This window comes from Streptomyces sp. NPDC018693, from assembly GCF_044391385.1.
Lineage (GTDB): Bacteria > Actinomycetota > Actinomycetes > Streptomycetales > Streptomycetaceae > Streptomyces.
The window spans coordinates 58,356-80,764 of sequence record NZ_JBIRZZ010000008.1 but is presented as its reverse complement, the minus strand read 5'-3'; the positions used below and the strand labels follow the sequence as shown (position 1 = coordinate 80,764).

General features: G+C 73.0%; 22 protein-coding genes and 3 pseudogenes. 10 read left to right on the top strand and 15 right to left on the bottom strand.

All coding sequences use genetic code 11. The features are described 5' to 3' along the window. Positions 1–29: 29 nt before the first annotated feature. Both ACH5AC_RS21790 and ACH5AC_RS21785 read right to left on the bottom strand, forming a co-directional pair. The gene (locus ACH5AC_RS21790; protein ID WP_398863643.1) at positions 30–407 is read right to left on the bottom strand and encodes a MazG-like family protein; all 378 of its coding nucleotides are present in this window, start codon (positions 405–407) and stop codon (positions 30–32) included. Positions 408–453: 46 nt separating this feature from the next. Further along, positions 454–1,029, bottom strand: coding sequence for a DoxX family protein (locus ACH5AC_RS21785; protein WP_398863642.1), 576 nt, complete (start codon positions 1,027–1,029; stop codon positions 454–456). Positions 1,030–1,164: 135 nt separating this feature from the next. On the opposite strand from ACH5AC_RS21785, the gene ACH5AC_RS21780 reads away from it, so the two are divergent. Beyond that, a complete protein-coding gene (locus tag ACH5AC_RS21780; protein WP_398863641.1) occupies positions 1,165–1,491 on the top strand; it encodes a nuclear transport factor 2 family protein in 327 nt (108 codons plus the stop codon). Positions 1,492–1,733: 242 nt separating this feature from the next. On the opposite strand, the gene ACH5AC_RS21775 is transcribed toward ACH5AC_RS21780, so the two are convergent. From ACH5AC_RS21775 to ACH5AC_RS21760, 4 genes are all read right to left on the bottom strand, one after another. After that, complete coding sequence (locus ACH5AC_RS21775; RefSeq protein WP_398863639.1) at positions 1,734–2,504, bottom strand: SDR family oxidoreductase; 771 nt, start codon at positions 2,502–2,504, stop codon at positions 1,734–1,736. 37 nt (positions 2,505–2,541) lie between these two features. After that, positions 2,542–3,546, bottom strand: a complete 1,005-nt coding sequence (locus ACH5AC_RS21770) for a small ribosomal subunit Rsm22 family protein (RefSeq protein ID WP_398863638.1) — start codon at positions 3,544–3,546, stop codon at positions 2,542–2,544. A 158-nt stretch (positions 3,547–3,704) separates the two neighbouring features. Continuing rightward, a complete protein-coding gene (locus ACH5AC_RS21765) occupies positions 3,705–4,883 on the bottom strand; it encodes a serine hydrolase domain-containing protein (protein ID WP_398863637.1) in 1,179 nt (392 codons plus the stop codon). After that, a complete protein-coding gene (locus ACH5AC_RS21760) occupies positions 4,835–6,130 on the bottom strand; it encodes a multidrug effflux MFS transporter (protein WP_398863635.1) in 1,296 nt (431 codons plus the stop codon). The genes ACH5AC_RS21765 and ACH5AC_RS21760 overlap by 49 nt, the downstream gene beginning before the upstream one ends. A 106-nt stretch (positions 6,131–6,236) precedes the next feature. On the opposite strand from ACH5AC_RS21760, the gene ACH5AC_RS21755 reads away from it, so the two are divergent. The 3 genes from ACH5AC_RS21755 (at position 6,237) to ACH5AC_RS21745 (ending at position 8,823) form a co-directional block, all read left to right on the top strand. Next, positions 6,237–7,238, top strand: a complete 1,002-nt coding sequence (locus tag ACH5AC_RS21755; protein ID WP_398863634.1) for a Gfo/Idh/MocA family protein — start codon at positions 6,237–6,239, stop codon at positions 7,236–7,238. A gap of 141 nt (positions 7,239–7,379) precedes the next feature. Then, positions 7,380–8,003 carry a TetR/AcrR family transcriptional regulator gene (locus tag ACH5AC_RS21750; RefSeq protein ID WP_398863633.1) on the top strand — a complete coding sequence of 208 codons (624 nt, stop codon included), beginning with the start codon at positions 7,380–7,382 and terminating at the stop codon, positions 8,001–8,003. Between the two features lie 91 nt (positions 8,004–8,094). Further along, on the top strand, positions 8,095–8,823 hold the full coding sequence (locus tag ACH5AC_RS21745) for a bifunctional DNA primase/polymerase (protein ID WP_398863632.1): 729 nt from the start codon (positions 8,095–8,097) through the stop codon (positions 8,821–8,823). A gap of 7 nt (positions 8,824–8,830) precedes the next feature. On the opposite strand, the gene ACH5AC_RS21740 is transcribed toward ACH5AC_RS21745, so the two are convergent. Beyond that, positions 8,831–9,811: a hypothetical protein gene (locus ACH5AC_RS21740; RefSeq protein WP_398863631.1), complete on the bottom strand. Its 981-nt coding sequence runs from the start codon at positions 9,809–9,811 to the stop codon at positions 8,831–8,833. Between the two features lie 36 nt (positions 9,812–9,847). After that, positions 9,848–10,203: pseudogene (locus ACH5AC_RS21735) on the bottom strand (ATP-binding cassette domain-containing protein); the annotation flags it as partial. 45 nt (positions 10,204–10,248) lie between these two features. Between ACH5AC_RS21735 and ACH5AC_RS21730 the strand changes: the two are divergent. Further along, on the top strand, positions 10,249–10,893 hold the full coding sequence (locus ACH5AC_RS21730; protein WP_398863630.1) for a PhzF family phenazine biosynthesis protein: 645 nt from the start codon (positions 10,249–10,251) through the stop codon (positions 10,891–10,893). A 69-nt stretch (positions 10,894–10,962) separates the two neighbouring features. Here the strand turns inward: ACH5AC_RS21730 and ACH5AC_RS21725 are convergent, their stop codons facing one another. Then, entirely contained in the window at positions 10,963–11,610 is a 648-nt protein-coding gene (locus ACH5AC_RS21725) for a heme oxygenase (biliverdin-producing) (protein WP_398863629.1), read from the bottom strand. Between the two features lie 128 nt (positions 11,611–11,738). Continuing rightward, positions 11,739–12,596, bottom strand: coding sequence for a type I methionyl aminopeptidase (map, locus tag ACH5AC_RS21720; protein ID WP_398863628.1), 858 nt, complete (start codon positions 12,594–12,596; stop codon positions 11,739–11,741). Between the two features lie 61 nt (positions 12,597–12,657). Here map and ACH5AC_RS21715 point away from each other — a divergent pair, with 61 nt between their 5' ends. Then, positions 12,658–12,891 carry a hypothetical protein gene (locus ACH5AC_RS21715; RefSeq protein ID WP_398863627.1) on the top strand — a complete coding sequence of 78 codons (234 nt, stop codon included), beginning with the start codon at positions 12,658–12,660 and terminating at the stop codon, positions 12,889–12,891. Positions 12,892–12,928: 37 nt separating this feature from the next. Here the strand turns inward: ACH5AC_RS21715 and ACH5AC_RS21710 are convergent. Both ACH5AC_RS21710 and ACH5AC_RS21705 read right to left on the bottom strand, forming a co-directional pair. After that, positions 12,929–14,241 (bottom strand): annotated as a pseudogene (locus ACH5AC_RS21710) (MFS transporter). A gap of 69 nt (positions 14,242–14,310) precedes the next feature. Next, positions 14,311–14,792 (bottom strand): annotated as a pseudogene (locus ACH5AC_RS21705) (hypothetical protein). A gap of 103 nt (positions 14,793–14,895) precedes the next feature. Here ACH5AC_RS21705 and npdG point away from each other — a divergent pair. Then, positions 14,896–15,618, top strand: coding sequence for an NADPH-dependent F420 reductase (gene npdG / locus ACH5AC_RS21700; RefSeq protein ID WP_398863626.1), 723 nt, complete (start codon positions 14,896–14,898; stop codon positions 15,616–15,618). 74 nt (positions 15,619–15,692) lie between these two features. After that, positions 15,693–15,872: a hypothetical protein gene (locus ACH5AC_RS21695; protein ID WP_398863625.1), complete on the top strand. Its 180-nt coding sequence runs from the start codon at positions 15,693–15,695 to the stop codon at positions 15,870–15,872. On the opposite strand, the gene ACH5AC_RS21690 is transcribed toward ACH5AC_RS21695, so the two are convergent. Further along, positions 15,857–16,627, bottom strand: a complete 771-nt coding sequence (locus ACH5AC_RS21690; protein WP_398863624.1) for a site-2 protease family protein — start codon at positions 16,625–16,627, stop codon at positions 15,857–15,859. The genes ACH5AC_RS21695 and ACH5AC_RS21690 overlap by 16 nt on opposite strands. Before the next feature lie 113 nt (positions 16,628–16,740). Here ACH5AC_RS21690 and ACH5AC_RS21685 point away from each other — a divergent pair, with 113 nt between their 5' ends. Continuing rightward, positions 16,741–17,154, top strand: coding sequence for a DUF6578 domain-containing protein (locus ACH5AC_RS21685; protein WP_398863623.1), 414 nt, complete (start codon positions 16,741–16,743; stop codon positions 17,152–17,154). A 35-nt stretch (positions 17,155–17,189) separates the two neighbouring features. Beyond that, complete coding sequence (locus ACH5AC_RS21680) at positions 17,190–20,516, top strand: AfsR/SARP family transcriptional regulator (protein WP_398863622.1); 3,327 nt, start codon at positions 17,190–17,192, stop codon at positions 20,514–20,516. Here ACH5AC_RS21680 and ACH5AC_RS21675 read toward each other — a convergent pair whose 3' ends face one another. Then, positions 20,517–21,335, bottom strand: coding sequence for an ABC transporter permease (locus ACH5AC_RS21675; protein ID WP_398863621.1), 819 nt, complete (start codon positions 21,333–21,335; stop codon positions 20,517–20,519). It abuts the gene before it with no gap. Next, positions 21,332–22,357 (bottom strand): ATP-binding cassette domain-containing protein, encoded by a 1,026-nt coding sequence (locus ACH5AC_RS21670; protein WP_398863620.1) that lies wholly within the window; start codon positions 22,355–22,357, stop codon positions 21,332–21,334. Before ACH5AC_RS21670 ends, ACH5AC_RS21675 begins: the two co-directional genes overlap by 4 nt. Positions 22,358–22,409: the final 52 nt, after the last annotated feature.

Here is a 22,409-nt window from a genome sequence, read left to right as displayed (position 1 = left end):
TGCCATCCTCCGCCGAGGCTTGATCAGCTCTATACCCGGGAGGTGTCCGTCTCGATTCCCGAGCGCTCCGCGACCCGGGCCAGATGGCGGGCGAGCACCTCCCGTGGCTCCGGGCTCAGCGTCCGCAGGGCCACCAGGGCCGTGATGACCACGTCGCACAGTTCCCCGCGGACGTCGTCCCAGGTGTGGCTGGTGCCCTTGCGGGGGTTCTGGCCGGTCGCGCCGATGACCGCCTGGGCCGCCTCCCCGACCTCCTCGGAGAGCTTCAGCATGCGCAGCAGCAGGCTCTCACGGCCGGCGATCGGCTCATCGGCCTCCAGCCAGGCCCACAGGGCGTCGACGGTGCCCCAGAGGTCGATCGGAGATTCGGTGGGAGTGCCGTCGGTGCGGGTGTCGTGGTCTGCCATGGGGGCAGCCTGCCACGGGGCTGTGACACCGCCGTCCGGAGTCGCCCTAGGCGTCCGGCCCGCCCTGCATCGCGTCCCGTTCGTCGAACAGCGTCTCCTGCTCGCCCTCCTTCTCCCTCCGCAGCCGCTTGGTGCGCAGCCCGATCACCACCGCCGTGGCGGCCGCCGTCACCCCCAGGGCGGCCGGGACCATCCAGCCGCGGTTGACCGCGTGGCCGAGAGCGGCGTCGAGGGAGAGGCGGCCGGGGCCGGTGACGGCCAGGCCCGCCGCGGTGAGGCCGAGGGTGGCCGCGTACTCGTAGCCGCCGCTCTGGTTGAAGAAGCCGTTGGGCGTGTGCACGGTCGCCGCGCCGGCCATCGCACCGGCCGCCGCCGCGCCCGCCGCCGGGGTCGCGAGGCCCAGCGCCAGCAGGGTGCCGCCGCCCGCCTCCGCCAGCCCCGCCATGGTCGCGCTCGTCCTGCCGGGCCGGTAGCCGACGGACTCCATGAACTGTCCGGTGCCCTCCAGGCCGTGCCCGCCGAACCAGCCGAAGAGCTTCTGCGTGCCGTGCGCGGCCAGCACCCCGCCGGTGCCCAGCCGGAGCAGCAGCAGGCCCAGATCACGTCGGTCGTAAGAGGTCACGGTGACTCCCTGTCCAGACAGCGGCCCCCACACCGCTCCACTGTCGCACCGTCGCCACCCGCCCGGCCCGCCCGGGGCGCCGTTCGGGTGGCTCTCGGGGTGCGGGGCGCCGGGCGCGGTGTGAGGCTGGCGGGCATGACGATTCAGCCAGCCAAGCTCAGCGATCCGGCCGTCCGGGCCTTCGTCACCGCCGTCAACTCCCATGACCGCGAGGCGTTCCTCGCCTGCCTCACCCCCGACGCGACCATGTCGGACGACGGATCCGAGCGGGACCTCGCCCAGTGGATCGACCAGGAGATCTTCTCCTCCAACGGTCACATGGAGGTCGACAACGAGTCCCGCGGCGGCCGCGACCTCCTCGCCCACTACCGCAACGACGCGTGGGGCGAGATGCGCACCCGGTGGCACTTCGAGGTCGACGGGGACGGCAAGATCACCCACTTCGCCACGGGACATGCCTAGACGGGGTATGGCAGCCGCCCCCGGCGCCGGAGCGCACCTCGCGGTCCCATGCGAGGTCCACCCCCACCCGGAGCCGTGGGGCGGCTGCCTCCTCCCCCCTCGGAGTGGCTTGCGGAACAATCGTGCTTCAACTGTGAAGTTCACGTGAAGGAGAGTCGAGCATAAGACTCCTACCGGGTGCAATAGCGCGGATGGCTAAATTCCGCTTGTGCAGGTTGAGGAGTTGACGGTCCGTGGGCCGGTCAACCGCGCCCGACGTACGGCATCGTCGTCGCCAGCACCGTCGCGAACTGCACGTTCGCCTCCAGCGGCAGCTCCGCCATGTGCCGCACCGTGCGCGCCACATCGGCGACGTCCATCACCGGTTCCGGCGCGATCTCGCCGTTCGCCTGCAAGGCACCCGTCCGCATCCGCGCCGTCATGTCCGTCGCCGCGTTCCCGATGTCGATCTGCCCGACCGCGATCCGGTACGGCCGCCCGTCCAGCGACAGCGACTTCGTCAGCCCGGTCAGCGCGTGCTTGGTCGCCGTGTAGGCGACGGAGTGCGGACGCGGCGTGTGCGCGGAGACGGACCCGTTGTTGATGATCCGCCCGCCCTGCGGCCGCTGCTCCTTCATCTGCCGGTAGGCCGCCTGCGCGCACAGGAACACCCCGTTGAGGTTGGTGTCCACCACGTGCCGCCACGCCTCGTACGACAACTCCTCGACCGGCACCCCGCCCGGCCCGAACGTCCCCGCGTTGTTGAACAGCAGATCCAGCCGCCCGTACCGCTCCCGCACGGCGGCGAACAGCGCGGCCACGTCGTCGGGCCGCGCCACATCCGTCCGTACGACGAGGAAGTCCGCGTCGGGCACCAGCGCGGCCGTCTCCTGAAGGGGTTCGGGGCGCCGGCCGGCCAGCGCCACCGACCAGCCCGCGCGCAGCAGTTCCACGGCCACCGCGCGGCCGATGCCGGAACCGGCGCCGGTGACGACGGCGACCTGCGTCTTCTCTTCCGTTCGCATGGCATTCATGGGGGCGCAGCGTAGGCGAGGTGCGCCGGCCGGGGCGTCAAGCCGGTGTGACGTCGGCGGGCGGCGGCCAGGGATCGCCCCACTCCGCGTCCCGGGCCGCCTTGTACAGATCCCCGTGGCGCCTGGTCACCGTGGTCCGGCGCAACTGCTCCTCGGCCTCGCACAGGTCGAGGAGCACCTGCCCCTTGCGGATCTGCGGACGCCGTACGACCCGTGCGGGCGCCGGGGTGACGGGGAGGCGGGTGGCGGCGACGTAGCTGAACTTCTCGTCCTCGTACGCCAGTGAGCCGCCCTTGACCTGCCGGTGCAGCGAGGAGCGGCTGACCCGCGCCGAGAAGTGGCACCAGTCGGTGCCGGGGGCGATCGGGCAGGCGGCGCTGTGCGGGCAGGGGGCGGCGATGTGGAAGCCGGCGGTGATCAGCCGGTCGCGGGCCTCGATGATCCGGCCGTATCCGTCCGGCGTGCCCGGCTCCACGATCACGACGGCGGCCCGCGCGGCTGCGGCCACCGCCTCGACGAGGGCCGTGCGGTCGGAGGTGCTCAGCTCGTTCAGCACGTACGACACGGTGACGAGGTCGGTCTCCGGGAGCGCCGGCGAGCCTCCGATACGGGCGCGCTGCCAGCGCACGTCCCTGAGCGCGGGCTGTCCTGCGGCGAGCTCCCGGCCCAGCGCCAGCGCGGGCTCGGCCCAGTCCAGCACGGTCACCGGTCGCTCCGCGTCCCAGGTGGCGGCCACGGCCCAGGTCGCGGCGCCGGTGCCGCCGCCGACGTCCAGATGGCTGTCGGGCGCCCAGCCGGGGGCGGCCTGCGCGAGCGCCTCCAGCGCCGACCGTACCGCCTCGAACGTCGCGGGCATCCGGTACGCGGCGTAGGCGGCGACGTCGGCGCGGTCGCGGAGGATCGGGGCGTCGGTGGGGGTGGTGCCCCGGTAGTTGGCGATGAGCCGCTCCACGGCCTGTGCGGCCTGCCTGGGCGGGAGGCCGTCGAGGAGCTGGTCGAGGGCGGCGCGAAGAGTTTCGGCCGGGGACACGGGGACGTTCACCCGCCGATTCTATTTCGCCCCCGCCGCCCCTACCCGTCCCATCCTGAAGGGGCTCTGCCCCTTCGACCCCGGCCAGGGGGCTGCCGCCCCCTGGACCCCCGCCTCGGCCCTGAACGGGCCTCGTCCTCAATCGCCGGACGGGCTGAGATACAGCTGGGTTACGTCGGTCTCACCGCTCGGGCCAGTCGCGTTGCCGCCGCTGCCCTGGGGGCGCTGTTCGGGGCGCGGCGGCGGGGGTGGACCGTGTTGGCCAGGAGGATCAGGAAGGTGTCGGTGGCCGGGTCGAGGACGAGGGACGTTCCCGTGAAGCCCGTGTGGCCGGCGGCTCCCCGCCCCGCGAGCTCTCCCATGAACCACGGCTGGTCCACCGCGAAACCCAGCCCGGGCGCCGCCAGCAGGAGCTCCACGAAGTCGGGGCCGAGGATGCGCGCGGGACCGTAGGAGCCGCCCGAGAGCAGGGTGCGGCAGAAGACCGCGAGGTCACACCCCGTGGAGAAGAGCCCCGCGTGTCCGGCCACCCCGCCCAGCGCCCACGCGTTCTCGTCGTGGACCACACCTCGCAGCATCCCCCGGTCCGCCTTGGCCCACGGCCGCCGCTGGTCCTCCGTCGCCGCCGCCCCGGCACACGGCCCGAAACCGGTCGACAGCATCCCCAGCGGCCGGGTGATCCCGGTGTGCAGCAACACGTCCAGCGTGCGGCCCGTCAGCCGCTCCAGCAGGTGCTGCAACAGCAGCATGTTCAGGTCCGAGTAGACGTACCGCACCCCCGGTTCCCCCACCGGCGTCTCCGCCCGCAGCCGCGCCAGCCGCTCCGCGTCGCCCGCGCAGTCGTACAGCGGCAGCTCGGGCCGCAGCCCGGAGGTGTGGGTGAGCAGTTGCCGTACCGTCACCCCGCTGTCGGCGACGCCACGGAAGTCCGGCAGATACGCCCCCACCCGCGCGTCGATGCCGAGCGTCCCCCGCTCGATCTGCTGCACCACAGCCACCGACGTGAACAGCTTGGTCAGCGAGGCCAGGTCGAACGGCGTGTCCACGGTCGTCGCAACCCGCTCGGCGGGCGGCAGCTCGACACCCCGGTCCGTCTCCGGGTCGTACGCCGCGTAGCGCACCGCCCACCCGGCCGCCTCCCGCACCGCGATCACCGGGCCGCGCCCGGCGACCACCACCGCGCCCGCCGCCCACGGACGGTCACCGGCCGTCAGGTCGCGCACCTCGCGGGTGAGCAGACGCATCTGTTCGGGGTCGAGCCCGGCCTTCTCCGGGGTGTCGACGCGCAGTCTCGGTGCGCTCAGCTCTCTGCCCCTTCCGCGCCCGCAGCGGTCCTCCACGGACGGCACAGTGCCACGAAGCAGCCCACCGCGACCAGGGACGCCACCAGCTGGACCACCGCCATGGGCACGGCCGTGCGCTCCCCGGCGACCCCGACGAGCGGCGAGGCGATCGCCCCGATGAGGTAGGACGACGTACCGAGCAGCGCGGACGCCGACCCGGCGGAGTGCCTGGTGCGCAGCAGTGCGAGCGTCTGCGCGTTCGGCAGGACCAGACCCATCGCCGACATCAGCACGAACAGCGCGGCGGCCACCGGGGCCAGCCCCGCCTCGCCGAACGCCCCCGCCGCCATCAGCAGCAGCGCCGTCGCGGCCACCACGACCACCGCCAGTCCGCACGTCAGCACCTTGTCCAGGCTGACCCGCCCCACCAGCACTTTGCCGTTGATCTGCCCGGCCGCCACCAGCCCGATCGAGTTCAGCCCGAACAGCAGGCTGAACGTCTGCGGGGAGGCACCGTAGATCTCCTGGATCACGAACGGCGACGCGGAGATGTACGCGAACAGCGCGGCGAAGGCGAAGCCGCCGCTCAGCATGTACCCGGTGAACGGCGCGTCGGCCAGCAGCCGCCGCATCGAGCGCAGCGCCTCGCCGACCCCGCCGGAGTGCCGCCCGTCGGGCCCCAGCGTCTCCGGCAGCCGGGCCCACACCAGGCCGGCCAGCAGCATCCCGACCACCGTCAGCACGGCGAACACGCCCCGCCAGTCCGTCACCCGCAGGACCTGCCCGCCGATCAGCGGGGCCACGATCGGCGCGACCCCCGAGACCAGCATCAGCGTGGAGAAGAAGCGGGCCATCGCCACACCGTCGTACAGATCACGGACCACCGCCCGCGCGATGACGATGCCCGCCGCACCCGCCAGGCCCTGCGCCAGCCGGAAGGCGACCAGCAGCTCCACGGTCGGGGCGAGCACGCACAGCGCGGTCGCCAGCACGTACACCGCGAGCCCGGCGAGCAGCGGACGCCGCCGGCCCCACCGGTCGCTCATCGGCCCGACCACCAGCTGCCCCAGCGCCATCCCGGCCAGACAGGCGGTCAGCGTGAGCTGGACGGTCGCGGCGGGCGCGTGCAGAGCGCGGGTGACCTCGGGCAGGGCCGGGAGGTACATGTCCATCGCCAGCGGGGGAGTGGCGGTCAGCCCGCCCAGCACGAGCGTCACCAGCAGTCCGGTGCGCCGCCCCGCACGCGCGCGTGGCGCGTCCTCACGCGCCGCGTCCGCTGTGGATTCCGGTGTCGATGGCCCGCCTTCGGCCATGTGCCCCTCCCCTTTCGATGCGTGCGGCACCTATGCTCTCAGCTCGTACGACGTTCGTACGACGTCGTACAGACCGCTGGGACGGACGCGAGGGGCGGGGCGAGGCATGACGACGGACACGGTGCGGTGGGGGGTTCTGGCGACCGGCGGGATCGCCGCCGCCTTCACGGCAGACCTCATCGATCTGCCGGACGCGGAGGTCGTGGCGGTCGCGTCACGCACCGAGGCCGGCGCGCAGGCGTTCGCCGAGCGGTTCGGCATCCCGCGCGCGTACGGCGACTGGGAGGCGCTCGCCAAGGACCCGGACATCGATGTCGTCTACGTCGCCACCCCGCACGCGGCCCACCGGGCGGCGGCCGGCCTCTGCCTGGAGTCGGGGCGGAACGTGCTCTGCGAGAAGCCGTTCACCCTGAACGTCCGCGAGGCCGAGGAACTCGTCGCGCTGGCCCGGCGTGAGGGGCGCTTCCTGATGGAGGCCATGTGGATGTACTGCAACCCGGTCATACGGCGCCTGAGGGACCTCGTCGCCGACGGGGCGATCGGTGACGTACGGACCGTGCAGGCCGACTTCGGGCTGGAGGGGCCCTTCCCGCCCTCGCACCGGCTGCGCGACCCCGAGCAGGGCGGTGGCGCCCTGCTCGACCTCGGCGTGTACCCCGTCTCCTTCGCCCAGCTCCTGCTCGGCGAACCGAGCCGTGTCGTCGCGCAGGCGGTGCTCTCCGAGGAGGGGGTCGATCTGCAGACCGGGATGGTGCTGTCCTGGGCGTCGGGGGAGCTGGCGACGCTGCACTGCTCGATCGACGGCGGCACGGGGACGACCGCGTCCGTCACCGGGACGCGGGGGCGGATCGACATTCCGTCCGGGTTCTTCCATCCCGAGCGGTTCGTTCTGCATCGGGCGGGGCGGGATCCGGAGGAGTTCGTGGCGGATCCCGCGGACGGTCCGCGTACGACGTTCCGGCACGAGGCACGAGAGGTCATGCGGGCGATTGCCTCCGGCGAGACCGAGTCGCCGTTGGTGCCGCTGGAGGGCACGTTGGCGGTGATGCGGACGTTGGACGCGGTGCGGGGGTGGATCGGGGTGCGGTATCCGGGGGAGGGCGTCTAGGGCGTGTTGCCGGGTGCTGGTTGTCTGTGGCCGTCGCGCCCGCGCGGCGGAGCCGCACATTGATGCAGCCCCGCGCCCCTCGGGGCGCTGCCCCCGGCGGTGACGAGACGAACCGTCTCTTCTGCTTGCTACCGTCGAGCCATGGTCACAAAGTCCGCCAAGCCCGCCCCCGACTCCTCCCGCCGCAGCGAGAAGTCCCGCCGTGCCATCTACGCCGCCGCCCTCGCCCTCGTCGGTGAGGTCGGGTATCAGAAGACGACCGTCGAGGGGATCGCCGCCCGGGCCGGGGTCGGCAAGCAGACGATCTACCGGTGGTGGTCGTCGAAGGCGGATGTGCTGCTGGAGGCGTTCCTGGATCTGAGCGCGCAGGCCGCCGAGGCCGCCGGGCAGGAGACGTACGCCGTCCCGGACACCGGCGACCTGGCCGCCGACCTGAAGACGGTGCTGCGGGCCACCGTCGACGAGCTGCTGGACCCCCGCTTCGAGGTCCCCACCCGCGCGCTGGCCGCCGAGGGCGTGGTCAACGAGCAGCTCGGCCGGGAGTTCGTGGCCAAGCTGCTGGAGCCTTCGCTGCAGCTGTACGTCGACCGGCTGCGTGCCGCCGAGGAGGTCGGGCAGGTGCGGGCCGGTCTGGACCTCCGTATCGCCCTGGAGCTGTTCGTCTCCCCGCTCGCCCAGCGCTGGCTGCAGCACACCGGTGAGATCTCCCACGCCTACACGGACACACTGGTCGACTACGCGCTGTACGGGCTGGCGCCCCGCTGAGGTGTCCGAATTGGGGGGACCGGCCCCCCGATGCGCACGATGGTGGGACCATAGGGCATGCTGTCCGCACAACAGCGAGGCGAGGGGACAGATGAGCGCGGAGTTCGGGGGCCTGACCAGCCTGCGGGGCAAACTCTCCCAGTGGCTGCGCGGAGGCGGCCCGAAGGAGGCCGCCGACGACGGCGGCCGTGAGGCCCTGCTGCTCGCCGCCGCCGAGGCCGGACTGCCCCTGGCCCCCGCCGCCCACCCCGCCCCCGGCTACGGCTGTTCCTGCGACCGGGTGGGCTGTCCCACCCCCGCCCGGCACCCGGTGTCCTTCGCCTGGCAGACGCAGTCCACCACCGACCGCGCCCAGATCGAACGCTGGGCCCGTCACCAGCCGCAGGCCAACTTCATCACCGCGACCGGCATGACCCACGACGTCCTCGACGTCCCCGTTCAGGCCGGCCAGGAGGCCCTGGACCGCCTCCTCGCCGCCGGTGTCGAGGTGGGCCCGGTCGCGGCGAGCGACGACGGCCGTATGTTCTTCTTCACCCTCACCCGCGGCACCCCCGAGGACGAGGACGAGTGGTGGCCCTGCGAGCTGGACTGCCACCCCGAGACCATGGACGAACACCCGGGTCTGCGCTGGCACTGCCGGGGCTCGTACGTCCTGGTCCCCCCGGCCGCCCTCCCCGGCGACGACGGCCGGTCGGTGCACTGGGTGAAGGGCCCGGAACACCCGCTGCCGGACCCGTTGACCCTTCTGGAAGCCCTGACGGACGCCTGCGCCCGCCATGCGAACGACCACGCGGGCACGGCCTGGCCGCTGCGCCACTAGGGCAGCCTCACTCCCCCTTGGCCGCGGTCAGTCCCTCGACCCGTCCGAGTACCGACACCTTGCCCGGTCCCGCGGGGTCCACGGCCACGGAGTTCGCCACGAACTCCATCGTCAACGACTGCTTGACCTCTCCCGTGGTCAGCGCCCGCACATTCGCGTTGGGCGTCGGCACGGCCGCCCCCTGCGCGGCCGTCTGCTTCACGAAATGGCGTGAGCTGAAGAACACCACGGCCCCGCCGTCGGCGGTCCGCAGCGCCACCGGCGCGTAGTCGCCCTCGATCAGCGGCTGGTCGATGTACTGCGTGACAAGCCCGGGCTTCTCCGCGTTCTTCTCCCGCCGGGTCCGCAGCTCACTGGTGTACGTCCCCTCGGCGAACACGGCGCCGCCCTGCTGGAGATACGTCGTGTACCCCTTGCTCAGCTCCTGAGGAGCCACCGCCAGCCCGGCCGTGTCCGCCGGTACGGCCTCGCCCCACCCGTCCTTGTCCTTGGCGAACTCGGGCAGCGCGCCGGGCGCCACCAGCGTCAGATAGGCCGCCTGCCAGGGCTCGGAGATGTCGTTGCGCAGGAACACCAGCAGCCAGCGTGACGTGCCGCCCTTGTTGGCCTTCGCGTCCGCGACGAACCAGCGTGGCCAGCCGGCCTTCTTCGGGATGGTGTAGTCCACGTCCGACAGCACCAGATCCGTGTGCTTCGGATTGCCGTCCGGGTTGTTGACCCGCCCGGCCTTCAGCCGGGCCGAGTCGATCACACCGAGCGGCCCGGTGGTGTACTCGGCGTCCAGCGAACCGTCGTACGCCGCGTCGGCTTTGTTGTACGCGGTCGTGAACTCCGCGACCGCCTTCTCGGCCTCGGCGGGCGTGGTGGTGGGGATCACCTCGCGTTCCCCGTGGACCACCACACAGCCGCTCGCCGTCGTCAGCGTGACGAAGGCGGCGAGCGAGGCCGTCAGCAAGGAACTCCGGTCACGCCTGCGTCGACTGGTCATCCGGTGTCTTCACCTTCCCCTTCCCGGAGGCGAACCCTACCGGGGCGAGGAGTGGGGCAGCACCCCGACCGGTCGGTCGCAGACCTCCGACAGCGGCCGCTCGGTGAACACCTCGACCCACGACCACCGCGTCCCGCGCCCGCGCCCGCGCCCGGCACAGCCTCAGCGCCAACTCCTGGTGTTTCAGATCCAGTGCGGCCGTCGGCTCGTCCAGCAGGAGCATCGGGGCGCGCTGCGCCAGGACCCGGGCGAGCGCGACACGGGCCCGCTCGCCGCCGCTGAGCGCGGCCGGGAGATCGGCGGCCGGCGCCGGCCAACGGGGTCGACCTACCGGCCCCGTCGGGCCCCACCAGCGCGACCACCTCACCGGCGCGGACACCAAGGTCCGCACCACACCGGTACCGCAATCCACGCCCACCGGTGCTTCAATGCCCGACGTGACTGATTACGACGTGCTCCGCGTCTTCTGCGCGGCGAACGGTGGCTACGGCAATGAACTCGGTGTGGTCCGGGACGGCTCGACGGTGCCCGGGCGCGCCGACCGGCAGGAGCTCGCGGCCAAACTCGGCTTCAGCGAGACCGTGTTCGTGGACGACCCCGAGCGCGGCGTCATCGACATCTACACGCCCACCCTGCGTCTGCCCTTCGCCGGTCACCCCTGCGTCGGCACGGCCTGGCTGCTCGACGTGCCCGAACTGGTCACCCCGGCCAGCGTGGTGGGCGCCCGGCTGGACGGCGAGTTCAGCTGGATCGAGGCCCGCGCCGAGTGGGCGCCGCCGCGCACCCTGCGCCAGTACGCGACGGCCGCCGAGGTCGAGGAGCTGCCGGTGCCGCCAAGGGGGGACTGGATCTACGCCTGGGCGTGGGAGGACGAGCCCGCGGGCCGGATCCGGGCCCGCGCCTTCCCCGGCCGGGACGACGGCATCGACGAGGACGAGGCGACGGGCGCGGCGGCCCTGCTCCTCACGGACCGCCTGGGCCGCGCCCTGAACATCACCCAGGGCTCCGGCTCACAGATCCTCACGGCACCGCAGCCCGGCGGCTGGGTGGAGATCGGCGGCCGGGTGTATCTGGAGCGGTGACGCGCCGGGCGCCGACGACGGCCGGTGCCCTGCGACGACTACTCCGGCGGCGTCCGCACCGACTCCGGCTCAGGCCGACAGCCGGAACTCCTCGCCCAGCGCCCTGAACACCGCCGTGTTCAGGGCGAACGCCTTCCTGCACTCCGCCACGACCCGCTGCTTCTCCAGTTCGTCGGCGCGGACCGCGTCCAGCCGCTCCCGGTACTCCCGCTTGAAGGCGGCCGGGTTGCCGATGCCCTCGAAGACGTAGAAGCGGACGCCGTCGCCCTTCTTCTCGAAGCCCCAGGTCCGCTCCGCCCTGTCGCGGATGATCTGCCCGCCGGAGAGGTCGCCGAGGTAGCGGGTGTAGTGGTGGGCGATGTATCCGGCGGGCCACCGCTCGGCGCACTCGCGCACCCGGTCGGCGTACACGCGCGTGGCGGGCAGTGCGGTCAGGGTGGAGCGCCACCCCGGCCCGCGCAGATGCGCCAGGTCCCGCTCCAGCGCCGCCAGCCGGAACAGCTCCGGCCGGACGAAGGGCCCGGCCACCGGGTCCGAGGCCAGCCGCTCGGCCCCGCTCTCCAGTGCCTCGTACACGAACCACAGCTGCTCGGTGTAGCGCGCGTAGGCATCCACGCCGAGCCTGCCGCCGAGCAGGTCACCCATGAAGGGGGAGGTCTCGGCCTCCGCGTGCTGCTCCTGCGTCGCGGTGCGGATGACTGTCGAGAAGGAGTCCATGCGGCACATCCTCTGAGGTAAGGCTTACCTAAGTCAATAGGTTTGCCGACAGCCTGTCGGTAAAAGCGTATAGGACAAAGCCCGTCCTCCGCAGAGGACGGGCTTCATGAACCGGCTCTACGCCACGGTCACGGCAGCGTCAGGATCTCCGCCCCGGTCTCCGTCACCACCAGCGTGTGCTCGAACTGGGCCGTCCGCTTGCGGTCCTTGGTCACGACGGTCCACCCGTCGTCCCACATGTCGTACTCGTGCGTGCCCAGCGTCAGCATCGGCTCGATCGTGAAGGTCATTCCGGGCACGATCACGGTCGTCGCGTGCGGGCTGTCGTAGTGCGGGATGATCAGCCCCGAGTGGAACGACGAGTTGATGCCGTGGCCCGTGAAGTCCCGCACGACGCCGTAGCCGAAGCGCTTGGCGTACGACTCGATGACCCGGCCGATGACATTGATCTGCCGGCCCGGCCTGACCGCCTTGATCGCGCGGTTGAGGGACTCCCGGGTCCGCTCCACCAGCAGCCGCGACTCCTCGTCGACGTCACCGACCAGATAGGTGGCGTTGTTGTCGCCGTGCACCCCGCCGATGTACGCGGTGACGTCCAGATTGACGATGTCCCCGTCGCGCAGCACGGTCGAGTCGGGGATGCCGTGGCAGATCACCTCGTTGACCGAGGTGCACAACGACTTGGGGAAACCGCGGTAGCCGAGGGTGGAGGGGTAGGCGCCGTGGTCGCACATGTACTCGTGCGCGACCTTGTCCAGCTCGTCGGTGGTGACGCCCGGCGCGATGATCTTCGCGGCCTCCGCCATCGCCCGCGCGGCGATCCGCCCGGCGATCCGCATCGCCTCGACGGTCTCGGGCGTCTGCACCTCCGGTCCGGTGTACGGCGTCGGCGCGGGCCTGCCGACGTACTCGGGGCGGCGGATGTTTCCGGGCACGGAACGGGTGGGGGACAGCTCCCCTGGGACGAGCAGCGACTGGCCAGACATGCCAGCGAGTCTAAGACAGCGGCGATGGGGGACCATGTCCGTGCGACGAGAGGAGTGCGTCATGGCCCTGTTCAAGAAGCGCACGGCCGGCAAACCGGGCGAGTGGTACTACTGCCTGGAGCACAAGAAGGTCGAGGAGGGGCCGGAGTGCCCCGGCAAGGACCGCTTCGGACCGTACGCCAGTCGGCAGGAGGCCCAGCACGCGATGGAGACCGCCCGCGAGCGCAACCTCCAGTGGGAGAACGACCCGCGCTGGCACGACGCACCGGCCGGCGGGGCGGCGGACGAGGACTGAGGGACGAGGAGCGACGAAGACGGGACCCGGCGCGCGCTCACGCGCCGCCGGACTCCGCGCCGACCGTGCCCCGCCGCTCACGCATGCGCACCGCGTGCTCGTTCGTCCGTACGTCGTACGCCATCAGCCCCGGCAGACACAGCGCCAGCAGCCCCACCGCGCCCACGCACAGCACCCCGCCCGACCACACCGAGGCCCGCACCCCCCACCACGCGGCGAACCCACCGCCGCGCACCTGGCCGAGGGTCGGCCCCACCGAGTACGACAGCAGCTCGATCCCGGCGAGCCGGCCGCGCAGCTCGTCCGGGATCGTCTGGTCCCAGATCGCCCCGCGGAAGACACCGCTGACCATGTCGCAGGCCCCGGCGAAGGTCAGACAGAGCAGCACCAGCCAGACGTTGTGCACCAGCCCGGCGGCGGCGACGGCGAGCCCCCACAGCGCGGCGGCGAGCACCACCATCCGGCCGTGCCGGTGGACCCGGGAGACCCAGCCGCTGGTCAGGCCGACCAGCAGAGCCCCGGCCGGCACACTCGCGTACTCCCCCACTGCCTTAAGGGTGTGGGGGGACCCCCATGCCCCAGCGACCACTGCGCGTCCAACTCGTCGGCCAGGAACGGAAGTACGGCCAGCGGCATCGCCAGGAACATCGCGGCCAGGTCGACGGCGTAGGTGCCCAGGAGTTCCTTGCGGCCCCAGGCATAGCGGGCGCCCTCGGCGATGGCGGCGAGGGACGGCTTCACGGCCTCGTGCGCGGCGGGGGAGGGGGCGATACCGACGATCAGGGCCACCGACACGACGAAGGTGAGCAGATCGGCGCCGTACGCCCAGCCCAGACCGGCGTACGCCACGACGACCCCGGCGAGCGCGGGCGCCGCGACGCCGCCGACCGTCCAGCGCAGGGAGTTCAGGGCGGTCGCGGCCGGCATGTGCTCGTGGGCGACGATCCGCGGCCACAACGAGTCCAGGGCGGGCCGCTGCACGGAGACCAGCGCGGAGGACAGGGCGGCGACCAGGTAGAGCGGCCAGACGGAGGGCTGCGGCAGCAGCGCGTTGACGAGCAGCCCGGCGGACAGGGCCCCCTGCCCCACCTCCGTCCACACGATCAGCTTCCGCTTGTCGAGCGCGTCGGCGAGCGCGCCCCCGTACAGCCCGAACACCACCAGGGGCACCAGCTCCACGGCCCCGATCGCCCCCACGGCGGCCGCCGACCCGGTGAGTTCCTTGATCTGCACCGGCAGCGCCACGAACGTCAGAAAGCTCCCGAAGTTCGACACCAGCCCGGACACCCAGAGCCGCCGGAAGTCCCGGGAAGCTTTCCAGGGGGCGAGATCGGGGAGGAGGGCGGTCACGAGGGGCCATGCTCGGGGGAGCGTGAGGGAGGGGGCAACTGCTTTTCTACGGTGGGGAGTTCGCCTGCGTCACCAGGGCGCCGGCGGCGGTGCCGTCAAGGACTCCGCCGGCCTCGCCAGCCGGTCCCGGAAGCGGCGGCGCCCCCTGCCCGACGGCACCGCCTCCTCGCCCGCGGCCGCGCTCTTCACCCCGGCCCGCCGCGCCCCGTGCACCCGCTCCAGCACCGCGGCATCCCCCTCCGGCGCCACCACCAGCAGCGTCTCACCCCGCCGCGCTGCCCCGGCCCGACCGCCGGACGCGCCGGGTCCGAGGGCCGCGCGTCATGCCGTACGAGCGTCGGCGCCAGCTCCGGCGTACCCGATCACGCCGCCTCGTCGACCAGATGCGCCGCCAGATGCCACGGCTCGTACGCCGCCGTCCCCACCAGCAGCAACCCGCCCCCGTGCGACACCACCGACCCCCCGCAGGGCCCCGCGAAGCGGCGCGTGGCCCCCGGCCACTCGGTCCCGGCAAGCACCTCGCGCAGCAGCGCGACCCGTACGGCGTCCATGCGGCCGCATCCTGCCGCAGCCGGCCGGCCCCGGTCCGCGGTTCGCGCGTGATTCCCACGACATGACGAAAGGCGCCCCGCCACCCCCGCGTAAGGTCGGCCCATGACCTCTACCGACAGTGCACAGTCCGCCCCCGCTGCCCAAAAGGCCCCCGCCAAGGACCCCTGGGACCTGCCTGACGTCTCCGGTCTCGTCGTCGGCGTGCTGGGCGGCACCGGCCCGCAGGGCAAGGGCCTCGCCCACCGCCTCGCCAAGGCAGGCCAGAAGGTGATCATCGGCTCGCGCGCCGCCGACCGGGCCCGGGACGCGGCCGAGGAACTCGGCCACGGTGTCGAGGGCGCCGACAACGCCGAGTGCGCGCGCCGCAGCGACATCGTGATCGTCGCCGTACCGTGGGAGGGCCACGGCAAGACCCTTGAGTCCCTGCGCGCGGAACTGTCGGGCAAGCTGGTCGTCGACTGCGTCAACCCGCTCGGCTTCGACAAGCAGGGTGCCTACGCGCTCAAGCCCGAGGAGGGCAGCGCGGCCCAGCAGGCCGCCGCCCTGCTGCCGGACTCCCGGGTCACCGCCGCCTTCCACCACCTGTCCGCCGTCCTCCTCCAGGACCCGGAGATCGACGAGATCGACACCGATGTGATGGTGCTGGGCGAGGCGCGCGCGGACGTGGAGATCGTGCAGGCGCTGGCCGGCCGCATCCCCGGGATGCGCGGCATCTTCGCCGGCCGGCTGCGCAACGCCCACCAGGTGGAGTCCCTGGTCGCGAACCTGATCTCCGTCAACCGCCGCTACAAGGCACACGCGGGGCTCCGCGTCACGGACGTATGACCCCATGGGGGACACTGGACGACGACCGCACGCACGAACGCAGCAGTGTCCCCCGTCTCACAGGAGCCGACCCCATGCCCCGCCTCGCCCTCTACGCCCTCGTGGTCTGCGTCCTCTCCGTGGCCGCCGCCGTGGTCTCCTTCACCCAGGGCAGCTGGCTGGGCGTCGTCTGGGTGCTGCTGGCGGGGCTGTCGTCCAACATGACCTGGTACTACGTGCGACAGGGCCGGGCCGGCGCCTACCAGAAGCGGTAGAGCTCCCGGCCGTAGTACGTCTCGGACTCGCTCACCCCGAGGCCCTTGAGGACCGCGTCGACCGCGTCGAAGAACGCGCCGTTGACCGACGGCACCCATAGCAGCGCGAACACGAACAGCAGCCCGAACGGCGCGAACGGCTCCACCTGCCGCTTCACCTTGTACGACAGCCAGGGCTCGATGACGCCGTAGCCGTCCAGGCCGGGCACCGGCAGGAAGTTCAGGATCGCGGCCGTCACCTGCAGCAGGGCGAGGAAGGCGAGCGCGAACCGGAAGTCCGCCGGGACGCCGTCCAGGGCGTCCAGCCAGAACGGCGCGGTGCACACCGCGGCGAACAGCACGTTCGTCAGCGGGCCCGCCGCCGAGACCAGACTGTGCCGCCAGCGCCCCCGGATCCGCCCCCGCTCGATGAAGACGGCACCGCCGGGCAGTCCGATACCACCCATGATCAGGAACACCACCGGCAGCACGATGCTCAGCAGCGCGTGCGTGTACTTCAGCGGATTCAGCGTCAGATAGCCCTTCGCGCCGACCGTGATGTCCCCGCCGTGCAGGGCGGTGCGCGCGTGCGCGTACTCGTGCAGGCACAGCGACACGATCCAGGCGGAGGTCACGAACAGGAACACGGCCACACCGGGCTGCTCCGCGAACCCGGTCCAGACGGCCCAGCCGGTCACCGCCGTCACGGCCAGGATCCCGACGAAGACCGAACTGACCCGCCGGTCGCTGTACCGGCGCGCGGTGGTGGTGGTCATGGGGCTCCCTGGCTGTCTCGGACGTCCGGCACGGGCTGCGGACCGCCCGACCGTACCGGGCGCACGGGGAAAACGTCTCGCGGCCGGTCGGTGGTTCCATGGAAGGTGGGGGCATGGGTCTTCGGCAGGTGTTCTACGCGGACTGGCAGATGGAGTGCTGCGGTACACCCTTCTCGGTCGGGGACGAGGTGAGCTGGCCGCTGCGGGTCGCCGCCGCCGACGACGTCCTCGGTGGCGGCTGGCCCGACCCCGGCCTGCTGATGGTCGAACGCCACGGTGACAAGTGGCCCGAGACGACCGGCCGGGTGCGGGCGATCCACCTCGTGGTCCAGGGGTACGCCGAGACGGCTCCCGGTTCCCGGACCTGGGAGCCGGTGCCCGGGATGCGGTCGCTGCGGCCGGTCGAGACGTGCCCGAAGTGGTTCAAAGGCGATGAGCCGGGCAAGGGCGGCATACGCCACGGCCAGGTGGGCGTCCTGGTGACACTGGAGGCGGACCTGCCGGCGGGCACGACCGCGGCACGCTGAGCCCGCCCCGCCCCCCACTTGGACCGACAGAGACAATGGACCCCGTGCGCTACCGCATCCTCGGCCCCGTTCAGGCGTTCCGTCCCGACGGCAGTCCCCTCGCCGTCGGCGGGGCGCGGCTGCGTGCCCTGCTGACGGTGCTGGCGCTGCGGGCCGGCCGGACGGTGCCCGCGGGGCTGCTGGTGGAGGAGGTCTGGGCGGGGGACCCGCCGGCCGACGCCATCGGCGCGCTCCAGGCGCTGGTCGGCCGGCTGCGCCGGGCGCTCGGCGCGGACGCGATCGCCTCGGCCGACGGCGGCTACCGGCTCACCGCCGACCCCGACGACGTCGACCTGCACCGCTTCGAGCGGCTCACCGCCGACGGCACCCGTGCGCTGGCCGACGGCGACGCCACCAGGGCGGCCGCCACCCTCGGCGACGCGCTCGCCCTGTGGCAGGGCCCGGCCCTGACCGACCTGCCCGACCGCACCGCCGAAGCGCCCCGCTGGGAGGCCCGCCGACTGGACGCGCTGCGCGCCCGCCACACCGCCGCGCTCGCCCTCGGCCACGCCGAGCGGTCCCTGCCCGAACTGACGGCCCTGTGCGACACCCACCCCCTGGACGAACCCCTGCAATGCCTCCGCCTGCGCGCCCTCCGCGACGCGGGCCGCACCGCCGAGGCGCTGGCCGCCTACGAGGACGTACGACACCTCCTGGCGAACCGGCTCGGCTCGGACCCGGGGCCGGAACTACGGGCGCTGCACGGGGAGTTGCTACGCCCGGAGCAGGGTGCGCACAGCGGCGGGACAGCTCCGCGCCCGGGGCGGGGGTGGGGCGAGGCCGGTGGGCCGAAGGGTGCCGGGCGGGCCGGGGGCGCGGGCCGTACGGGCAACCTGCGGGCCCGGCTCACCTCCTTCGTCGGGCGGGAGGACGAGATCGAGGCTCTGCGCGGGGACCTTGCCGCCGCTCGGCTGGTGACCCTGATCGGACCCGGCGGGGCGGGCAAGACGCGGCTGTCGCAGGAGGCCGCCGAGCAGGTGCGGGACGCCGCGCCGGACGGGGTGTGGCTGGCGGAGCTGGCGCCGGTCGACGACCCCGAGGCCGTACCGCAGGCCGTGCTGACCGCCGTAGGGGCTCGGGAGACCGTGCTGCACGGGGCCGGCGCGGAGGAGATGCGGGCCGTCGCCGAGCGGCACGACGACCCCGTGGAGCGGCTCGTGGAGCACTGCGGCCGGCGCCGCATGCTGATCATCCTCGACAACTGCGAGCACGTCGTCGGGGCCGCCGCCCGCCTCGCGGAGGAACTCCTCGCCCGCTGCCCCCGGTTGACGATCCTCGCCACCAGCCGCGAACCCCTCGGCGTCCCCGGCGAGTCACTGCGCCCCGTGGAGCCGCTGCCGCAGCCCGTCGCCCTGCGGCTGCTCGCCGAGCGCGGCGCGGCCGCCCGCCCGGGGTTCCGTACCGACGAGGACCCTCAGGCGTGCGCGGAGATCTGCCGCCGCCTCGACGGCCTGCCCCTCGCCATCGAGCTCGCCGCCGCCCGCCTCCGCATGATGACCCCCCGTCAGCTCGCCGCCCGCCTCGACGACCGCTTCCGCCTGCTCACCTCCGGCAGCCGCACGGTCCTGCCCCGCCAGCAGACCCTGCGCGCCGTCGTCGACTGGTCCTGGGACCTGCTCGACGACGACGAACGCGATGTCCTCACCCGGCTGTCGGTCTTCGCCGGCGGCTGCGACCTCGCCGCCGCCGAGGCCGTGTGCGGCCCGGCCGCCCTGGAGGCGGTGGGCTCCCTCGTCGACAAGTCCCTGGTGGTCGCCGCCCCCTCGGGCGACGGCGAGATGCGCTACCGGCTCCTGGAGACCGTCGCCGAGTACGCCGCCGAACGCCTGGACGAGGCCGGCCGGCGCGCCGACGCCGAGCGCGCGCATCTGACGTACTACCGCGAACTCGCCCGCATCACCGACCCGTTGCTGCGCGGCCCGCGTCAGCGCGCGGCCATCGCCCGGTTCGAGACCGAGTACGAGAACCTGCGCACCGCCCTGCGCCACGCCGTCGCCGCGGGCGACGAACAGGAGGGGCTGTATCTCGTCCACTCCCTGGTCTGGTACTGGCAGACACGCGACCTGCGCATCGAGTCCCGCACCTGGTGCCGCGCGGTCATGGCCCTGGGCCCCGACCCGTTCGCCGAGCCGCTCCGCCCGGCCGCCCCGGTGTCGCGGCGGTGCATCGACGTCCCGCCCCCACTGACCGGCGAGGACCTGGCCGAGGCCCGGCGCGGGGTGCACCTCACCGAGCTCGCCACCATGGACACCGACCTGGACCTCTGGCAGACCCCGCGGGGCCAGGCCAAGCTGCACGCCATCGCCGCCACCTACACCCCCGGCCTGCCGCAGACCTGCCGCGCCCCCGGCATCGTCTGGTTCTACGCCGTGATGCTGACCGGCGACGTGGAGCAGCTGCGCCGCATCATGGACGCCAACGTCGACACCTGCCGGGAGCTGCCCGGCTTCGACTGGGAGCTGGCCTTCTGTCTGCAGCTGCGCGGCAACCTCCTCGCCAACCGCAGCGACTGGACCGGCGACGCCGCCCGTGACGCCGACGAGGCGCTGGAGATCTTCCGGCGCCTCGGTGACACCTGGGGCGCGGCCGAGGCGCTGGCCGCCTGCGCGGAGGCCCATGAGCGGCGCGGCGCCTACCGGGAGGCCGCCGCCGACTACGAGGACGCCATGGCCCACGCCGAGCGGATCGGCGCCCGCGCCCAGCTGTCGGTCCTCGGCGCCCGGCTGGGCAGTGTGCTGCTGGAGGCCGGAGACGAGGAGCGGGGCGAGCGCGTCCTGCGCGAGGTGATCGCCCGCACGGACCCCGCGGGCGAGGCGATGCCCGCGGCCCGGCTGTTCCTGTCCGGCTGGCTCGGCCTGTCCGGCCGCAGCGACGAGGCCCGCGAGCAACTGCGGCTGCTGAGGGAGGAGTTCAACCTCGCCCACTTCGTCGTCTTCGACGCCTTCCTGGTCGGCAACGAGGCGTGGCTGGACGCCTTCGACGGCCACCACCAGCGGGCGCTGGTCACCGTACGGCGGGCCCTGGAGCAGGCCGGGGACACCCTGTCCGTGGCCATCGCCCCGTGGCTGCGCCCCCTCTACCTCACCGTCGCCGCCGTCGCCCTCGGCGGCGTCGACGGCGGCTCCCGCGCCGCCGACGCCGCCCGCTGCCTGGGCGCCGCCCAGGCCCTGCTCCCGCCCCGCCACTTCCGCTCCCGGCTGGAACGCGCCTCGCTGGAGCTGGCCGAACGCCGGGTGCGCTCCGCGCTCGACGAGGAGACGTACGAGCGTGCGTACGCCGAGGGCGGCGGCCTCTCCTACGCGGAAGCCGCCGCCCTGGTCTGATCAGCTCTTCGTACGGAACTTGTGGATGGCGACCGGCGCCATCACGGCGGTGATGGCCGCGGACCAGCCCAGCGTCATCCACAGGTCGTGGGCGACGGGCCCGCCCACCGTCAGTCCGCGGGCCGCGTCCGCGAGCGTGGACATCGGGTTGTAGTCGGTGAAGGTCCGCAGCCAGCCCGGCATGGAGTCCGTCGGCGCGAAGATCGACGAGCCGAACTGCAGCGGGAACAGCACCAGGAAGCCCATCGCCTGCACGGACTGCGCGTTCTTCAGCACGACCCCCAGGGTGAGGAACACCCACATGACCGACGAGGCGAACACCGCCGACAGCGCCAGGGCCGCCAGCAGCCCCGGCCAGCTGTCGATCTCGAAGCCGACCAGGACGGCGACCACCACCAGCACGGCCGCGGCGAACAGCATCCGCCCCAGCTCGACCGCGATCTTCGCGAAGAGCACGGACCCCCGCCCGATGGGCAGCGACCGGAAGCGGTCCATGACCCCGCTGTTGAAGTCCTGGCTGAAGCCGGTACCGACCCCTTGGGACATGCTCATGCTCATCATCGCCAGCATGCCCGGGATGACGTACTGCACGTACTGGTCCTGACCGCCGCCCAGCGCCTGCCCGATCGAGCCGCCGAAGACGTACACGAACAGCAGGGTGAACACGATCGGCATCAGCAGCGCGTCGAACATCGACTCGGGGTCCTGGCGGATCCACAGCAGGTTGCGGCGGACGAGCGCCCCGGTGTGCCGCAGATGGGCCCGCAGGGAGATCGGCGCGTCGGCGGCGGAGCCGCGCACAGGGGCGGTGGCGCTCATACGGCGACCTCCTGGCGGGCGTCGGCGGGCGCGGCGTCCCGCGGGGCACCGGCACGGTGGCCGGTGAGGGACAGGAACACCTCGTCCAGGCTGGGCAGTTCGGTGGTGACGGAGGCGAGGGTGAGACCGCGCGCGGTGACCGCGCCGAGCACGGCCGTCAGCTGCTCGTCGCTGAGGACCGGCACGAGCAGGGTGCCGGTGGCGGGGTCCACGGTCGTCGTGGCGAGCCCGGTGATGCCCAGCTCGTCGAGGAACCCGGCGAGCGGGCGCAGCTGCAGCGGATCGACCGGCCGCACCCGCAGTGTCCGTCCCCCGACCCTGGCCTTCAGCTCCTCGATGCCGCCGCCCGCGACGACCTTCCCCCGGTCGACGACGGTCAGCTCGGCGGCCAGCTGCTCGGCCTCCTCCATGTACTGCGTGGTCAGCAGCACGGTGACCCCGTCCCCGACCATCGCCTTGACCTCGTCCCACACCTCGTTGCGGGTGCGCGGGTCGAGCCCGGTCGTCGGCTCGTCGAGGAACAGCACCGCGGGCCGCCCGATCATCGACGCGGCCAGATCCAGCCGCCGCCGCATGCCCCCGGAGTACGTCCTGGCCGGCCGTCGCGCCGCCTCGGCCAGCGAGAACCGCTCCAGCAGCTCGTCGGCCCGGGCCCGCGCGTTCCTCCGGGACAGATCGAGCAACCGCCCGATCATGTACAGGTTCTCCCACCCCGGCAGCTTCTCGTCCACCGACGCGTACTGCCCGGTCAGCCCGATCACCCGCCGCAACTGCCGGGGCTGCCGTACGACGTCGTAGCCGGCGACGGTAGCCCGCCCCCCGTCGGGCGTCAGCAGTGTGGACAGGATCCGCACCAGCGTGGTCTTCCCGGCCCCGTTCGGCCCGAGCACCCCCATCACGGTGCCCTCCCGCACGTCCAGGTCCACCCCGTCGAGCGCCTTGGTCTCCCCGTAGTGCTTCACCAACCCCCGCACGGCCACGGCACTCCCGGCACCGACGAGGTCCTTGTCGATTCGCGTCATGCCGAGAACGCTGCCAGCCCCCACCGACAAACCACCGACAGCCCGCCTACAG

What these genes read in the sequence shown, in the direction of transcription:
- ACH5AC_RS21790 (WP_398863643.1), bottom strand. Translation starts at nt 407, where the DNA reads ATGGCAGACCACGACACCCGCACCGACGGCACTCCCACCGAATCTCCG.
- ACH5AC_RS21780 (WP_398863641.1), top strand. Translation starts at nt 1,165, where the DNA reads ATGACGATTCAGCCAGCCAAGCTCAGCGATCCGGCCGTCCGGGCCTTC.
- ACH5AC_RS21775 (WP_398863639.1), bottom strand. Translation starts at nt 2,504, where the DNA reads ATGAATGCCATGCGAACGGAAGAGAAGACGCAGGTCGCCGTCGTCACC.
- ACH5AC_RS21760 (WP_398863635.1), bottom strand. Translation starts at nt 6,130, where the DNA reads ATGGCCGAAGGCGGGCCATCGACACCGGAATCCACAGCGGACGCGGCG.
- ACH5AC_RS21755 (WP_398863634.1), top strand. Translation starts at nt 6,237, where the DNA reads ATGACGACGGACACGGTGCGGTGGGGGGTTCTGGCGACCGGCGGGATC.
- ACH5AC_RS21750 (WP_398863633.1), top strand. Translation starts at nt 7,380, where the DNA reads ATGGTCACAAAGTCCGCCAAGCCCGCCCCCGACTCCTCCCGCCGCAGC.
- ACH5AC_RS21745 (WP_398863632.1), top strand. Translation starts at nt 8,095, where the DNA reads ATGAGCGCGGAGTTCGGGGGCCTGACCAGCCTGCGGGGCAAACTCTCC.
- ACH5AC_RS21740 (WP_398863631.1), bottom strand. Translation starts at nt 9,811, where the DNA reads ATGACCAGTCGACGCAGGCGTGACCGGAGTTCCTTGCTGACGGCCTCG.
- ACH5AC_RS21725 (WP_398863629.1), bottom strand. Translation starts at nt 11,610, where the DNA reads ATGGACTCCTTCTCGACAGTCATCCGCACCGCGACGCAGGAGCAGCAC.
- map (WP_398863628.1), bottom strand. Translation starts at nt 12,596, where the DNA reads ATGTCTGGCCAGTCGCTGCTCGTCCCAGGGGAGCTGTCCCCCACCCGT.
- ACH5AC_RS21715 (WP_398863627.1), top strand. Translation starts at nt 12,658, where the DNA reads ATGGCCCTGTTCAAGAAGCGCACGGCCGGCAAACCGGGCGAGTGGTAC.
- npdG (WP_398863626.1), top strand. Translation starts at nt 14,896, where the DNA reads ATGACCTCTACCGACAGTGCACAGTCCGCCCCCGCTGCCCAAAAGGCC.
- ACH5AC_RS21695 (WP_398863625.1), top strand. Translation starts at nt 15,693, where the DNA reads ATGCCCCGCCTCGCCCTCTACGCCCTCGTGGTCTGCGTCCTCTCCGTG.
- ACH5AC_RS21690 (WP_398863624.1), bottom strand. Translation starts at nt 16,627, where the DNA reads ATGACCACCACCACCGCGCGCCGGTACAGCGACCGGCGGGTCAGTTCG.
- ACH5AC_RS21685 (WP_398863623.1), top strand. Translation starts at nt 16,741, where the DNA reads ATGGGTCTTCGGCAGGTGTTCTACGCGGACTGGCAGATGGAGTGCTGC.
- ACH5AC_RS21680 (WP_398863622.1), top strand. Translation starts at nt 17,190, where the DNA reads ATGGACCCCGTGCGCTACCGCATCCTCGGCCCCGTTCAGGCGTTCCGT.
- ACH5AC_RS21675 (WP_398863621.1), bottom strand. Translation starts at nt 21,335, where the DNA reads ATGAGCGCCACCGCCCCTGTGCGCGGCTCCGCCGCCGACGCGCCGATC.
- ACH5AC_RS21670 (WP_398863620.1), bottom strand. Translation starts at nt 22,357, where the DNA reads ATGACGCGAATCGACAAGGACCTCGTCGGTGCCGGGAGTGCCGTGGCC.